Below are 15,271 nucleotides of genomic sequence, written 5' to 3' on the forward strand. Positions count from 1 at the left end.
GTGAGACGCACTAAAGATCACCCACAGCGCCTACGACTCAACAACGAGGTGCACGCTCGGCCACCTGGCGAGATCAACGGGTCGAAACAGATTACCTATTTGGCATGGATGACCGAGGGCGATCAGGTGGACTTCGAATGGCAGCGGTTGACCAAGCTGTTGGAACATTTCGGCGTCGACATTGGCGAGCCGTCAAATCATGTGAGTGTGAATCTCGGTCCCTGTCATATGCGGTGGGAGCGCCATACGGAATTTACCCGTTTTACATTGATCGACAACGAACCGCTGGGTGAACCATTCGCCAAATCTGTGCTTCGCCATATTCCGCAGACGTGGCTCGACGAGTGCCAAAATCGTGTCATCGTTGCGACAGAGGTGGCGCAATTGATTGAACATGAACCGTCGCGCAGTTTCGGCGAAATCGCCGACCGTTTTTTTGATGGTAACGTTCTGGTGGGGTCGCAAATCGCCGAAGGCGCAGCCATTGCGCTCACTGACTTCGCCGTTCGGAGCGATGGTTATAGTCGGCTGTTGCTGATTAATGATGCGATGCCACCCCAGCAGGCCGGGCGCATGTTGCAGCGGCTACTTGAGATCGATACATACCGCATTATGACTCTGTTAGCGTTACCGGTTGCGCAGAGTTTGAATCCGTTTTTGAACGGTATTGAGGAAGAGTTAGTCGAACTCAGTGAAGCGCTGAGCGACAGTGATGAGCTCGACGAGCAACATCTTTTGGATGTGCTAACTAAAATGGAGGCGGTTAGCGAAAATCGGCAGCTTGCTACTGGCTATCGCTTTAGCGCAGCACGTGCCTACAACGACTTGGTTGATCGGCGTATCGACGAACTGCGCGAAGTGCGCATTCCTGGAAAGCAAACTTACCGCGAATTTACGCAACGACGCTTGTCACCCGCGGTGAAAACCTGCGACGCGATTGCCAACCGCCAACACTCGCTTGCGCTGAGGATGTCCCGTATTACAAAGCTGCTTTCAACGCGCGTAGATATCGCCCGGCAACAGCAGAATCAACACCTTCTTGAGTCCATGGATCGGCGTGGTCGTGTGGCATTGCGCCTGCAACAAATGGTTGAAGGGTTGTCGATCGCGGCGATTAGCTACTACGTCGTAGGCCTTGTTCAGTATCTGGCCAAGGGGCTTGAAGCAGCTGGCTTTGGTGTCAATCCGACGGTAATCGTGGCGGCGAGTGTGCCGTTTATTGTGGTGATTGTGGCGGTAGCGACGTACACCGTGCGCAAGCGTATCGAAAGGGACACTAACCCAACTTGACACTTTAACGAATCGTGCCCAACAGGCACTAATGCATCCACGCAAGGTGGTGACCTATGAATAAACAATGGCAGGCGCTAAGCGCCACAGAAAAGCAGGATATTGCGCTATGTCGCGAAACCCTGCGGCAGGGATCTCAGTCGTTTTATGCGGCATCACTAATTCTACCGCGTGATGTGCGCGAGCCGGCGTCAGCGCTGTATGCGTTTTGTCGATTGGCCGATGACGCGATTGACGTGCCGGGCGATTCGACGGCAGCGGTCCGTGATCTTCACGCACGTCTGGACAGTATCTATGCCGGCGAGCCACAGCACGACCCGGTCGATCGCGCGATGGCGGCTGTTGTGCATCATTACTTTATTCCGCAAACGCTGCCCGCCGCCTTAATTGAGGGTTTCGAGTGGGATGTCGCGGGACGTCGGTATGCGACTCAATCTGACCTTTACGACTACGCTGCTCGGGTTGCCGGCACGGTGGGCGCCATGATGGCGATGCTCATGGGTGTGCGCGCGCCAGATGTGTTAGCGCGCGCGTGCGACCTGGGGGTGGCAATGCAGTTAACGAATATCGCGCGAGATGTCGGAGAAGACGCACGCGCGGGAAGGCTCTATCTACCCTTGGACGCATTAGAACGAGTGGGAGTCGATGCTGATGGGTGGCTTGACAATCCGGTATTCACACCCGCCATCGGTAACGTAGTGGAAGAGTTGCTGACCGCGGCGGACGCCCTGTATACGCGCTCGACGTTCGGTATTGCCCAGTTACCGGTGCGTGCTCGACCCGGCATCTATGCCGCGCGTCGAATCTATGCCGAAATCGGTCGCGTAATCGAATCTCGTGGACTGGACTCGGTGTCTAGCCGAGCGGTTGTGACGCGGTCGCGCAAGCTGGCGCTCCTTGCGCATTCACTTTTATCGACGATAAAACCACGTGTACGTGACTACGCGCCGCCTTTGCGGGAGGTCGAGTTTTTGGTCGATGCGGCCTCGTCGGCTTATAGCTAAGGATCGGCGCATCGCGGCTATGACGCAGCACGTTTGCCGTCAAGTCAGTGAAAGGTCGATGCGACAATCGCGATAAGTTCTGCGCGTGTGGACCGTTAACGCACGAACGGAAACCGCATGCGAAACGGAATCAAGGTAGTTACCCAATTTGCTCTAAATCGAGCAAGCGAGAGACTCTCGTGCATTGTGTGCGAACGGTCTGCGCCGGTGCTGAGCAGCGATCGCGCGTAAAAGGGTGTGTCTTCAAGCGTTTGACTGATCTTCGGTGATGCCATCAGATGCGCGGTTCGGGGTGCTCGCCATAGGCGCGTCGCCGGTAATTGGCACGCTACCGCCGGCTGGGATTTTGCAATTTGGCCATCGTCACGAATCTGCAGAGACAATGCCGACGGTGCGTCGTGACGATCACGCGCATGGTATTCAATACGCGTGTGGTCACGTTCGTGGGTTCGACTCCAGTGCCAGTCGTTAAACCCCTCGTGCAGCGGTTCATCGCCTTGGTTGCTGTCAAAGTAGCCATCGCCTGACCAGCGGATGTCGGGTTTTTCAAACTCAAGCTCAACGCGTGTACGTGGACTAACCGGCCACCAGCGATGCTGGCGGCGCGCATCAAGCTCGTACTCAGTGGATGTGAGGCTATGAGGATGGACGACGATGCGTCCTTGCACCTTGAACGGGAGCGGTGCGGCGCGATCGTTGACGATAATTTCAATCGCATCCTGTCGGTAAACCAATTGCGTGTTCCCAAGATAAAAATGATCGGCGCCTCGCTCAACCTTTGAAGGGTGTGGTTCAGTCATGACCCACCGAGCGTGTTGTCGAGAGTAGAGCGCGACATTGATGGCGCAATACTGCATCGGGTCGGCGCGGCCGCGTGCGACTGCCCGTTTATAAAATGGGGAAAACACGCTGCCGACAAACGCGATCACCACCAGATGATGCTGGCCATCTGAACTACTCGCATCGAAGTACCACCATTTGTAACCCCGATCGAGCACCGGTGTATCGAAAGGCGGAAGTGGGGAAGGTGTGGTGATCAATCGGGTCTCCTAGAGCGGGTGGGCATCAAACGTATACTTGTGCGAAGCAGCAAAATAATGGGTTGACGCGCCGAAAGCGGTTGACGCGCCGAAATTCGATGTCTATTGTAGTTTACAAGCAAAGATGACAACAAAAACTGACACTTTAGCGTGTCTGACCACCGGAGTGTACGCTATGGACCCGCAGACTCGTATCGACACCGCGCTTGAACAGGCGCTTAGTGCCGCGCAACACGAGGATTGTCCGCCTCGTTTGCGAGAGTCGCTGTCGTATGCGGTATTCCCGGGTGGCGCGCGGGTGCGTCCCCGCCTTACGTTGTCGGTCGCCGCCGCGTGCGGTGCGTCAAACGACGCGGTAGTCGATGCGGCCGCTGCGGCGCTGGAGTTGCTGCACTGTGCGTCGCTTGTGCACGACGACATGCCATGCTTTGACGATGCGGATAAGCGTCGCGGTAAAGCCACGGTGCACCTGGCCTTTGATGAACGTATCGCGGTGCTGTGTGGGGATGCGTTAATCGTGACCGCGTTTCAATCCTTGGCAGAAGCGGCCGCATCTTCCTCCGCGTTACCCGAACTAATTCGACTCTTGGGCCAGGCTGTGAGCGTGCCACGGGGCATTGTGGCGGGTCAGGCCTGGGAGTGCGAGCCGGATGTGGCACTGGAGCGCTACCAGCAGCAAAAAACGGGCGCCTTGTTTGTCGCGGCCACTCGGCTAGGCGCGGCGGCAGCCGGGGTGGATTCGGCGCCGTGGGCGCGGTTGGGTGAGCGTATTGGTGAGGCCTATCAGGTGGCGGATGACATTCTTGATGTGACCGCGAATCCCGATGAGATCGGCAAACCGGTGGGGCGCGATGCCGCCCGCCTCAATCCCAATTCTGTACTCGAGATGGGTATGGATGCGTCTGTGTTGAGACTAAAGAAACTCATAAAAGCGGCGGTCGGATCGATTCCACCCTGCCCTGGTCATGAAGCACTTCATGAAACCATAAAGATCGAAGCTACCGCTCTGATGTCAGCGGCGCTTACTTGTCACGCCGCCGCCTAATTCATCGTAATGCCATTGCGCGCGCTGCGCCTTCAGCTCCTTAATTTGCGCAACCATTTGTTGGCAAGCCCGCGTTTTCGCCGTGCTGCCAGCGCGTTTTGGCCCACGCAGCGCATCGCACGGGCACGTGCCCGCGACGTATTCGATTTGGTTGCCGGTTTCACCTATTCGCAAACGTTGTTCGCCTGTATCGAGCTGGGACTATTGGCGTTGCTTCGTCGCGGTCCGCGCACAATACGCGCGCTGAGCGACGCGCTGTCGCTCGATGAGGACGCGACCCGCGCGCTTGCAGAAGCGGCGACTGCGCTGCGATTGCTGCAATCAACTGGCGACGATGAATATGGCTTGGGTGTGCTGGGGGCGGCTGTGGTCGATGACCAAGCCGTCCAAAATATGGTTACACATCATGCGCATTTCTATCGCGATATGGCCGATCCGATTGGGTTGTTAAAGGCGCGTCGACACGACACTGAACTAGCGGCGTATTGGCCCTACGCGGAGGGCAACGATGTGGCGATGGATGAAGAGGCCGTCGCTCGCTATACGGCGCTCATGAGTTCATCGCAGCCTATGATCTACGAGCAAGTGCACGCCGCCTTTCGGATAAATAATCATCATCATCTTTTGGATGTCGGCGGCGGGAATGGCGCGTTCGTCGTGTCTGCGGCTCAAATCGCACCGAGCCTTAAGCTCTCCTTGTTCGATATGCCGCCCGTTGCCAAATTGGCTGAGCAACACTTGGCTGCAGAAGGTCTCTCTAGTCGCGTCACCGTTCATGGTGGTGACTTTACGCGTGACGCGTTGCCGGAGGGGGCGGACCTCATTTCGCTCGTACGGATTCTGCATGACCACGATGACGACGTGGTGCAAGCGCTGCTGGCTAATGTGTACCGCGCACTGCCGGCGCGTGGGCGGGTGTTGATTGCCGAACCCCTGGCGGCTACAGCGGGGGCACCGCGCATGGGGTCGGTGTATTTCACGTTTTATCTTCGCGCGATGGGGAGTGGACGACCCCGTCGTTTTGATGAACTGGCCGGCAGGCTCAAAGCGGCCGGATTTATTGCGGTGCATCAAGAAAAAACGCCCATACCGATGTTGGCGAGCGTCATTCACGCTGTCAAACCCGGTTAACGTCAGCTTTAGTTGACAACATAAATAGTCAGCGTAAACTGACACTTCTCATGAAAAGCGAAATAATTAGCTCATCAGTTTCGGGGGAACTGCACGCGCTAAGAGCGCGGGCCGTGGTGCTCGATGAACCGCACAAACTGTGCGTTCGCGAACTCGATCTGACGCCCCCTGGCCCCACCGATGTGGTGGTGGAAGTGGAGTGGAGCGGGATCAGCACAGGCACCGAACGATTATTGTGGTCGGGTCAGATGCCGATGTTCCCCGGCATGGGCTATCCCTTAGTACCCGGCTACGAGTCGGTGGGCCGTATTACACAGGCTGGCAGCCAAGTGCCAATGTCACCGGGTACTCGCGTATTTGTGTCGGGCGCCAGTTGTTTTGACGACGTTCGAGGCTTGTTTGGTGGTGCTGCCTCTCGTTTGGTCGTTCCGGCCGATAAAGTGATTCCAATCGATGAGACCCTCGAGCAACGGGGTATTTTGCTTGCGCTAGCGGCCACGGCAGTGCATGCGTTCAATCTCGATCGTGCGCCCGAGTTAATTGTGGGCCATGGCGTGTTGGGTCGGTTGCTCGCACGGGTAGCTGTGGCAAAAGGCGCCGATGCGCCAATGGTGTGGGAGATCGACGAGGCGCGCTGCGATGGCGCAGTGGGGTATGACGTGTGTCATCCCGAACAAGACACGCGCACCGATTACACCTGTGCAATTGATGTCAGCGGTGCGCCGCAAGCACTCGATACCGTTATGGCGCATCTTGCGCGCCAGGGTGTTGTGGTGCTGGCTGGTTTTTATTCGGCACCTGTTTCGTTCGCGTTTCCGCCGGCGTTTATGCGCGAAGCCTCAATACGAATCGCCGCCGAATGGCAACCCAACGATTTGCTCGAAGCAACCGAACTGGTGAGCAGCGGAGCGCTATCGCTCGATGGGTTGATCACGCATCAAGCAAATCCACACGACGCACCAAGTGCGTATCGCACCGCGTTCAATGAACCGGCGTGTTTGAAAATGATTCTGGACTGGAGAGAAGTGGCATGAGCGCAAGCGAAAAAGTCGCGGCGGTAGATACCGCTCAAATAAAAATGCGAAATGCGTTACGCGATGAGGCGGCCGTCGAGCCTGATCCGGTACCGAGCGGAGAGCCGGCGAAAGAGACTCAGATTATTGCGATCTATGGCAAAGGAGGTATCGGCAAGAGTTTTACGCTCTCCAACCTCTCTTACATGATGGCGCAGCAAGGCAAGAAAGTGTTGCTCATTGGCTGTGACCCAAAGAGCGACACAACTTCGCTGTTGTTTGGTGGCCGCAGTTGCCCAACGATTTTGGAAACGTCATTGAAGAAAAAAGAAGCCGGTGAAGAAGTGGCAATCGGCGATGTGTGTTTCAAGCGAGATGGGGTATACGCCATGGAGCTAGGCGGTCCCGAGGTCGGCCGCGGCTGCGGCGGGCGCGGCATTATTCACGGTTTCGAACTGATGGAAAAGTTGGGTTTCCATGAGTGGGATTTTGATTACGTGTTACTCGATTTTCTTGGCGATGTTGTGTGTGGCGGATTTGGGCTGCCGATTGCGCGCGACATGTGCCAAAAGGTGATTGTTGTCGGTTCCAACGATCTGCAGTCACTATATGTCGCAAACAACGTGTGCTCCGCAGTGGAGTACTTCCGTCGCCTTGGTGGCAACGTCGGTGTTGCGGGCATGGCGATTAATAAAGATGACGGAACGGGCGAAGCGCAAGCGTTTGCTGAAGCGGTGGGTATTCCTGTGTTGGCGGCCATTCCGGCGGATGAGGATATTCGCCGAAAGAGTGCCAACTACGAGATCGTCGGTATGCCTGGCGGCGTCTGGGCGCCACTGTTCGAAGAGCTCGCTGTAAACGTGGCCGAAGCACCGCCGAAACAACCCACGCCGCTTGATCAGGACGGCTTGCTCAATTTATTTGATGGCGAATCGGTCGGGCGAGATGTGCAGCTTGAGCCGGCCACGCCCGCGGACATGTGTGGTGCCATGGCCCAAACCAAACCGTCACTTGAAGTGATTTACGACAGCGTGTGATTTGTGACTGAAGCGAACAAAAAAACAACGGCTAAAAACCCGGACAAAACACCGAAGGGTGGCTGTCACGCCAAAGACGAAATGCGTCAGGCTGCGGCGGCCGCTGGCAAATCAGAAATGCTGGACCGCTACGCCAAAGACTACCCGATGGGACCGCACGACCAGCCTCAGAGCATGTGCCCCGCATTTGGTTCTTTGCGCGTTGGGCTGCGCATGCGACGCACGGCGACGATCTTGTCGGGTTCCGCCTGCTGCGTTTACGGTCTGACGTTTACCTCCCATTTCTATGGGGCGCGACGCACCGTCGGTTATGTGCCGTTTGATTCAGAGACGTTGGTAACAGGCAAGCTGTACGAGGACATCCGGGATGCGGTTCACGAAACCGCTGATCCCGAAAAGTACGACGCGATCGTAGTAACCAATCTATGTGTGCCGACCGCATCGGGTATTCCGCTACAGATGCTTCCGAAAGAAATCGATGGTGTGCGCATCATCGGCATCGATGTGCCCGGATTCGGTGTGCCAACCCATGCCGAAGCGAAAGATATCTTAGCGGGTGCCATGCTCAACTACGCCCGCAACGAAGTGCAGGATGGGCCGGTTCAGGCACCACGTGAACAGAGCGATGGACGTCCGTCGGTTGCGTTACTCGGCGAGATGTTTCCAGCGGACCCGGTGAGTATCGGTCAGCTTTTAGAACCGCTGGGTTTGAATGCCGGGCCCGTTGTGCCCACTCGTGAGTGGCGCGAACTCTATGCTGCGCTGGACGCGCGAGCGGTCGCTGCGATTCATCCGTTTTACACCGCATCGTGCCGCGAATTTGAAGCGGCTGGTCGACCGATATTTGGTTCAGCGCCGATTGGCCACGACGGGACGGCTGACTGGCTCGAAGCAGTCGGTAAAGCCTGCAACATCGATGAAGCAAAAATCGGCGCTGCGAAAGATCAGTTTTTACCGATTATCAAAGGCGCGCTGGCGGCGTCACCCATCAATGGACGAATTACCTTGTCGGGTTACGAGGGCTCTGAGCTCATCGTGGCGCGATTGCTCATCGAATGTGGTGCCGATGTACGCTATGTCGGAACGGCTTGCCCACGCACCCCATGGTCGGACGCCGACCGCGAATGGCTCGAAGCGCGCAATGTGCATGTGCAGTACCGTGCGTCGCTCGAACAAGACGTTGGCGCCATGAAGGAGTTCAAGCCGGATCTGGCCATTGGCACCACGCCGGTGGTGCAAAAAGCGAAAGAGCTGGCGATCCCGGGGCTCTATTTTACAAACTTGATTTCGGCGCGGCCGTTGATGGGTATTCCCGGGCCAGGCGCTCTGTCGCAAGTGATTAACGGCGCGATGGGGCAGAAAGGGCGCTTCGATGAGATGCGCGAGTTTTTCGAGGGCGTTGGGGCTGGCGATAAAGCCGGGGTATGGAGCGAAACACCGCCGGAACGGAAGCGCGTACATAAGCCGCTGCGTGGCCCCAAGAGCGCCAAGCTGGTCGCGGAGTCGGTGGTCTGATGTTGGTTCTCGATCACGATCGCGCGGGTGGCTACTGGGGTTCGGTGTATGTCTTTGCCGCCATTAAGGGCCTGCAAGTGATTATCGACGGTCCGGTTGGTTGTGAAAATCTGCCCGTCACGTCGGTGCTGCATTACACCGACGCATTGCCACCGCACGAATTGCCAATTGTGGTCACCGGGCTTGGTGAAGAAGAGCTCGGTCAGCACGGCACAGAGGGTGCGATGAAACGGGCGCACGAAGTGCTCGATTCCGATATGCCAAGCGTGGTGGTCACCGGTTCGATAGCCGAGATGATCGGTGGTGGGGTGACGCCGGAGGGGACTAAGATCAAGCGCTTTTTGCCGCGCACGATTGATGAAGATCAGTGGCAGAGCGCCGATCGAGCGCTAACGTGGCTTTGGACCGAATTTGGCCCCAAAAAAGGCAAAGTACCGCCGCGCAAGAAGCGCGCGGACGGTGTGAAGCCACGCGTCAATATCATCGGCCCCAGCTATGGCTATTTCAATACACCGTCTGACCTGGCCGAAATTCGACGTTTGATCGAAGGTATTGGCGCAGAGGTTAATCAGGTGTTTCCGCTAGGCAGTCATACATCCGACGTGCGCAAGCTCGTCAATGCCGACGTCAACGTTTGCATGTATCGAGAGTTTGGTCGCCAACTCTGTGAGCAGCTGGAGCGACCGTATTTGCAGGCGCCAATCGGCTTGCATAGCACAACGAGCTTTCTGCGCGAACTGGGGTCTTTGCTGGAGCTCGATCCCGAGCCGTTTATCGAGCGAGAAAAACACACCACGATCAAGCCGCTATGGGATTTATGGCGGTCAGTGACGCAAGACTTTTTTGCAACCGCCAGTTTTGCCATCGTCGCCAACGAAACGTACACACGCGGCGTGAGAAATTTTCTCGAAAATGACATGGGGCTGCCCTGCACTCTGGCCGAGGCGCGTAAGCCGGGCGTTAAGCCTAAGAACGACTTAGTTCGAGAATCATTACGCGACAATCCACCGCTCATTATGTTTGGTAGTTATAACGAGCGCATGTACTTGGCAGAGACGGGCTCAAAAGCGATGTACATCCCGGCGTCCTTCCCAGGCTCGGTAATTCGCCGGCACATCGGTACGCCGTTTATGGGTTACAGCGGTGCGACCTATCTCATTCAAGAAGTGTGCAACGCCTTGTTTGACGCACTGTTTCATATTCTTCCGCTCGGTACCGAACTCGATAAGGTTGAGCAAACACCGGTTCGCGTACTCCACGCAATCGAATGGGAAGATATCGCGAAAAAACGGCTCGACGAGATTGTCGAAGCGCGGCCGGTTTTGGTTCGCATCTCTGCGGCCAAACAGATGCGCGATGGGGCCGAAAAAATTGCGCGCGACGAGGGTCGCGAACGGGTAGACGTTGAGTGTGTAGAAATTGCTGCACGCAAAGTGAATCAGGCTGCTGCATAGAGCGGCCATCGGAGAGGGTATGAATTCTGTCACAACCACATCGACTCTAAGTAAATCGCGCGTTGACGTGTCGTTTTTTGGTCGAGCGTTGTTTGCCGTGTTGTTTGCGGTGCTGCTGCCTGTCGCGCTGATTGCGGCTGCGACGGGGTGGCGTTGGCAGCCTTGGTCGCCAGGTGTCCAGGGTTACCGGAACTTTCTTGTAGAGGCGAAAATAGCCGCGCGTATTGCAACGGAGACGGCATTGTCGCTTTAAGTATTTCGCTAGACGCGTAAGCGTCTGGTGATTTTCCCCGCCGTGCGGGATTTGTGCGGTAACGGCCGAAAGGCCAAGTCATAAGGAATACTACTATGGCTGAAAATGGAAATGCGGGGGGCAGCATGTCCGGTCTTTCCGCAAACGAAGCGAAGGCGTTCCATCGATTTTTTATGATGGGCATCATCGCATATGTCGTGATAGCAATCATTGCGCACTTTTTAGTGTGGCAGTGGCGCCCATGGTTCCCCGGAGTCGACGGGTATGCGTCATTAACGGATAGCGTTAACGCTATCTCAAACTTCGTGTTTACGCGATTCACATAGGAGAAATGTTATGTGGCGTATTTGGTTGATGTTTGACCCGCGCAGAATGATGATCGCACTGACCGTTTTTCTCGCGGTACTGGCATTCTTCCTTCACTTTCTGGTTTTGAGTACCGACCGATTCAATTGGGTCGAAGGTACGACTAAAGCAGCATCAGTGATCGAGGTGCCGGCTATGGACGACGTAACGTTTCGCGTTACGGAGAGTTCACTGCAAATTGTTAGCTAGACAAGGTGTAGCTGGCGGCCCACTCGCTTAGCGTGGGTCGCCTGCTGCATCACCTAATTGACTGACACAATTTTTTGACAGGCTGCATGGTGCAGCGTGTCCGCTAGCGGAGATGAAGCCGTGGCAATGCTAAGTTTTGAAAAGAAATACAGAGTTCGCGGGGGCACGCTGATTGGCGGCGATCTGTTTGATTTCTGGATGGGGCCGTTTTACGTCGGTTTCTTCGGGGTGCTGACCGCATTTTTCGCGCTGTTGGGTACAGCGCTAATATTTTATGGGGCGGCACTCGGGCCGACCTGGAACATATGGTTGATCAGCATCGATCCGCCGCCGATTAGTTATGGACTCGGTATGGCGCCGCTGCAGGAGGGCGGGCTTTGGCAGATCATCACGCTCTGTGCGATCGGCGCGTTCGTGTCGTGGATGCTGCGTGAAGTCGAGATCTGTCGCAAGCTCGGTATGGGCTATCACGTGCCGTTTGCGTTTGGTGTCGCGATTTTCGCCTATGTGACGCTCGTTGTGATTCGGCCGGTGCTGATGGGTGCATGGGGGCATGCGTTCCCGTACGGCATCATGAGTCACCTCGACTGGGTGTCGAGCACAGGCTATCGCTACCTGAACTTTCACTACAATCCCGCGCACATGATCGCCGTATCGTTCTTTTTCGCAACGACACTGGCACTTGGGCTACATGGCGGCGCCATTCTGTCGGGTGCTAATCCGAAAAAGGGTGAGCGTGTGAAAACGGCGGAACATGAAAACACGTTTTTCCGCGACACGATTGGCTACTCAATCGGATCATTGGGTATTCACCGGCTCGGCTTGTTTTTGGCGCTGAGCTCGGGAATCTGGAGCGCCATTTGTATTGTCATCAGCGGTCCGCTTTGGACGCGCGGTTGGCCGGAGTGGTGGAACTGGTGGCTGGCGCTACCGATTTGGAGTTAATGGGGTATCCGGATCATGGCAGAATATCAAAATATTTTTACGCGAATTCAGGTTCACTCTGGTGGTGAAGAAAGCGTGCCGTTTGAAGGCGGCAGCTGGGTACGCCAACTGGGACCTTATCTTAACTATTGGCTGGGCAAAATTGGTGATGCACAGATCGGTCCGATCTATCTCGGCGGTTTGGGTGTTGCGTCATTGTTGTTTGGTTTTATTGCGTTCGAAATCATCGGACTCAATATGTGGGCATCCGTAAACTGGGATCCACTCGAATTTATTCGACGTCTTCCTTGGTTAACGCTTGATCCACCGGCGGCAAAATACGGCTTAGGCATTCCGCCCATGAATGAAGGTGGTTGGTGGCTACTCGCAGGCCTGTTCCTCACGATCTCTATCTTGTTGTGGTGGGCTCGAATGTATCGGCGAGCGCGGGCACTCGGCATGGGCACGCATGTGGCCTGGGCGTTTGCCGCAGCGATCTGGCTGTACCTGGTGCTGGGTTTTATCCGTCCACTTATGATGGGGAATTTTTCGGAAGCGGTGCCGTTTGGTATTTTCACCCACCTTGATTGGACCAACGCGTTTTCATTGCGCTATGGCAACCTGTTCTACAACCCCTTCCACATGCTCTCGATTGCGTTCCTGTATGGATCGGCGTTGCTTTTTGCCATGCATGGCGGGACCATTATTGCGACTGAGCGTTATGGTGCACACCGGGAGCTTGAGCAGATCTTGGATCGCGGTACAGCGGCCGAACGCGGTGCCTTGTTTTGGCGCTGGACGATGGGTTTCAACGCCAGTATCGAGTCGATTCATCGCTGGGCCTGGTGGTTCGCTATTTTATGCCCGCTAACCGGTGGCATCGGTATCTTGCTCACTGGCACCGTGGTTGATAACTGGTATTTGTGGGGACTTGAAAACGGTCTGGCCGCGCCATAGCGATCAGACTGACACCGTGCATCCCGTAGTCGGCACCACACCGGCTACTTAAAGGGTGCGACAACCCGAGCAAACCATGTTTGCTTTCATCATCACATTGCCCTGCTTCGGCAGGGCTTTTTTTTGTCTGCGAACTGCTGATCACGCGGGAGCTATCAGGGCGGATTGCGCGGAACGGCCCTCGCTCGCTCATGAAATGAACCGGTCTGCCGCTTTTTAGAGGTCGAAAATTATGGGTAAAATCGACATTTTTGCTTTTTAATATAGGCACTTATATTGCTTTGGTTGTCGATGGTCTAAATGCCGCGTGACACGACGCTCAGTGGGCCTTTGCTAAATCGGAATCAAATGTATAATGAGAATCATTCGCAAATATGCGGGTGCTGACGGGTGCGACGTTAAGACTGTGCAATACGGTCAACACGGCGTGTCAGCAATATACAGCGAACAATGACAATAATATTTTTTGGAGGGTTCCCTATGTTATTTCGCAAGTCTTTGATGACTGCTATGGCGCTGATGGTCGCAAGTGCCGGCAGTCAGGCGTTTGCCGCGTTTCAGGATCCAGCAACCGCCAGTTGGGGTGGCTGGGATCGCAATACTGGTGCAACGATCTACGTGCATTGGGATGATTTTGCCTACGATCCCGATCCGGCACCGGCTTTAACGGACGGTACTCCTGACGTTAACAGCTATGGCGTTGCTATCGCCGGTGTTACGGCCAACAACCCCACAACACTCGTTACGAGCACGGAGAACCTGTACACCCCAGCGGGGCCAGCAAACTTCACCGTGTCGGTCATTGCCGATGTGCTGTTGGATGAGAGCGCAAATGGTGTGACCGTGGCGCTGCAGTTGGCGACGCTCGGTACGCAGCTGGATGCCTCAAGCGTGTTTCTGACCGACGGGGTGAACAGCCCGATCATTCCGGATTCAGCTGAGTCTAGTTTCTCTGCTGGCTTTACGGAGTGGCTGTTCTTGTGGAACCTGGATGCAGACGTATCGACCTACTTCTTCAACTTCAGCTCCATGACCAATAATCTGTCACTCGCCGCAGTATCGGTCGACATCGGTCCTTCACCTGTGCCTGTACCGGCTGCCGTGTGGCTGTTTGGCTCAGCGCTGCTCGGCCTCGGCGCGATGCGCAAGAAAGGGTAAACCTTAACTGGTTTTTACCGCCTCAGACGGGCTGCTTCTTCGGAAGCAGCCCGTTTGTTTTGCGCGATCAAAAACCACGCGAACTGTGTGCCGAGCAGAGAGTGCAAATCATTGGTTTTTATTATGAAAAAGCGTTAAATTAACACCTCGCATACCGGTAATTACAAGGTTGAACACTATGTCATCGAATTTCTCTCGCGTCAGCGCACTGTCGCTGGCCCCGATCAAAAATATCTCACTGGTTTTGACGGCGCTTGCCGTGTTGTCATTGAGCGCCTGCGGTGGTGGCGACGACGCGAAATCAGCGGCTAATGCCGTCAAGGACGACATGGCTAAAGCAGCGGAAACGGTTAAGGAAGAAGTTGCCGACGTGGTTGACGATGTTAAAGAGGAAGTGGAAAAAGCCATGGACGACATGGACCACAGCGCGATGTCAACCGAACCGCCAACAGCTGTCGGCGGGGATGACGGTGATCCGTGCAACATTACCGTGACGGTGGGAGACGCGATTGCGTTCAGCACCGATGCCATCAGCGTACCGTCATCGTGCGGTACGGTTAACGTCACACTCACGCATACCGGCAAGCTGCCCGCCCAGGCGATGGGGCACAACTGGGTGCTGCTACCGGAAGACTCGTTGGCCGAAGTCGCGGGCGCGGGTATGGGCTCGGGTCTTGAAGGGAACTACTTGCCGGCTGATGAGCCGCGTATTGTGGCCGCGACCAAAATTATCGGTGGTGGTGAGAGCGCATCGGTCTCCTTCTCACTCGACAAACTCGAAGACGGGCGGGACTACATTTTCGTCTGCACGTTCCCCGGTCATTGGAACATCATGAAGGGCACATTCTCGGTGAGTGGCTAAACCTCACGTTGAGCAGAAACGGCCGGCTTGCTT

The 15,271-nt window shown here is 55.8% G+C and carries 16 protein-coding genes; 15 read left to right on the forward strand and 1 reads right to left on the reverse strand.

All coding sequences use genetic code 11. The annotated features are described in order from the left end of the window. Together AAF465_02585 and AAF465_02590 are read left to right on the forward strand one after the other, a co-directional pair. Positions 1–1,290: a DUF3422 domain-containing protein gene (locus AAF465_02585; GenBank protein ID MEM7081593.1), complete on the forward strand. Its 1,290-nt coding sequence runs from the start codon at positions 1–3 to the stop codon at positions 1,288–1,290. 56 nt (positions 1,291–1,346) lie between these two features. Next, positions 1,347–2,294, forward strand: a complete 948-nt coding sequence (locus AAF465_02590; GenBank protein MEM7081594.1) for a phytoene/squalene synthase family protein — start codon at positions 1,347–1,349, stop codon at positions 2,292–2,294. A 95-nt stretch (positions 2,295–2,389) separates the two neighbouring features. Here the strand turns inward: AAF465_02590 and AAF465_02595 are convergent, their stop codons facing one another. Continuing rightward, positions 2,390–3,334 carry a carotenoid 1,2-hydratase gene (locus AAF465_02595; protein ID MEM7081595.1) on the reverse strand — a complete coding sequence of 315 codons (945 nt, stop codon included), beginning with the start codon at positions 3,332–3,334 and terminating at the stop codon, positions 2,390–2,392. 175 nt (positions 3,335–3,509) lie between these two features. Here AAF465_02595 and AAF465_02600 point away from each other — a divergent pair, with 175 nt between their 5' ends. The 13 genes from AAF465_02600 to azu all read left to right on the forward strand — a co-directional run bounded on the left by AAF465_02600 (position 3,510) and on the right by azu (position 15,238). After that, positions 3,510–4,379, forward strand: coding sequence for a polyprenyl synthetase family protein (locus AAF465_02600; protein MEM7081596.1), 870 nt, complete (start codon positions 3,510–3,512; stop codon positions 4,377–4,379). A gap of 9 nt (positions 4,380–4,388) precedes the next feature. Continuing rightward, on the forward strand, positions 4,389–5,510 hold the full coding sequence (locus tag AAF465_02605; GenBank protein ID MEM7081597.1) for a methyltransferase: 1,122 nt from the start codon (positions 4,389–4,391) through the stop codon (positions 5,508–5,510). A gap of 50 nt (positions 5,511–5,560) precedes the next feature. Beyond that, positions 5,561–6,544: a chlorophyll synthesis pathway protein BchC gene (gene bchC / locus AAF465_02610; GenBank protein ID MEM7081598.1), complete on the forward strand. Its 984-nt coding sequence runs from the start codon at positions 5,561–5,563 to the stop codon at positions 6,542–6,544. Further along, entirely contained in the window at positions 6,541–7,560 is a 1,020-nt protein-coding gene (locus AAF465_02615) for a chlorophyllide a reductase iron protein subunit X (GenBank protein MEM7081599.1), read from the forward strand. The genes bchC and AAF465_02615 overlap by 4 nt, the downstream gene beginning before the upstream one ends. A gap of 81 nt (positions 7,561–7,641) precedes the next feature. Beyond that, the gene (bchY, locus tag AAF465_02620) at positions 7,642–9,075 is read left to right on the forward strand and encodes a chlorophyllide a reductase subunit Y (protein MEM7081600.1); all 1,434 of its coding nucleotides are present in this window, start codon (positions 7,642–7,644) and stop codon (positions 9,073–9,075) included. Continuing rightward, complete coding sequence (gene bchZ / locus AAF465_02625) at positions 9,075–10,529, forward strand: chlorophyllide a reductase subunit Z (protein ID MEM7081601.1); 1,455 nt, start codon at positions 9,075–9,077, stop codon at positions 10,527–10,529. Before bchY ends, bchZ begins: the two co-directional genes overlap by 1 nt. A gap of 19 nt (positions 10,530–10,548) precedes the next feature. Beyond that, positions 10,549–10,782, forward strand: a complete 234-nt coding sequence (locus tag AAF465_02630) for a hypothetical protein (protein ID MEM7081602.1) — start codon at positions 10,549–10,551, stop codon at positions 10,780–10,782. 125 nt (positions 10,783–10,907) lie between these two features. Next, the gene (pufB, locus tag AAF465_02635) at positions 10,908–11,108 is read left to right on the forward strand and encodes a light-harvesting antenna LH1, beta subunit (protein MEM7081603.1); all 201 of its coding nucleotides are present in this window, start codon (positions 10,908–10,910) and stop codon (positions 11,106–11,108) included. 10 nt (positions 11,109–11,118) lie between these two features. Then, on the forward strand, positions 11,119–11,337 hold the full coding sequence (gene pufA / locus AAF465_02640) for a light-harvesting antenna LH1, alpha subunit (GenBank protein ID MEM7081604.1): 219 nt from the start codon (positions 11,119–11,121) through the stop codon (positions 11,335–11,337). Between the two features lie 120 nt (positions 11,338–11,457). Continuing rightward, a complete protein-coding gene (gene pufL, locus AAF465_02645; protein MEM7081605.1) occupies positions 11,458–12,282 on the forward strand; it encodes a photosynthetic reaction center subunit L in 825 nt (274 codons plus the stop codon). 15 nt (positions 12,283–12,297) lie between these two features. Further along, the gene (gene pufM, locus AAF465_02650; GenBank protein MEM7081606.1) at positions 12,298–13,218 is read left to right on the forward strand and encodes a photosynthetic reaction center subunit M; all 921 of its coding nucleotides are present in this window, start codon (positions 12,298–12,300) and stop codon (positions 13,216–13,218) included. 480 nt (positions 13,219–13,698) lie between these two features. Further along, positions 13,699–14,376 (forward strand): VPLPA-CTERM sorting domain-containing protein, encoded by a 678-nt coding sequence (locus AAF465_02655; GenBank protein MEM7081607.1) that lies wholly within the window; start codon positions 13,699–13,701, stop codon positions 14,374–14,376. Positions 14,377–14,554: 178 nt separating this feature from the next. Continuing rightward, positions 14,555–15,238, forward strand: a complete 684-nt coding sequence (azu, locus tag AAF465_02660) for an azurin (GenBank protein MEM7081608.1) — start codon at positions 14,555–14,557, stop codon at positions 15,236–15,238. The last annotated feature ends 33 nt before the right edge of the window (positions 15,239–15,271 follow it).

The sequence above is a fragment of the Pseudomonadota bacterium genome, from assembly GCA_039028935.1.
Lineage (GTDB): Bacteria > Pseudomonadota > Gammaproteobacteria > Steroidobacterales > SZUA-146 > SZUA-146.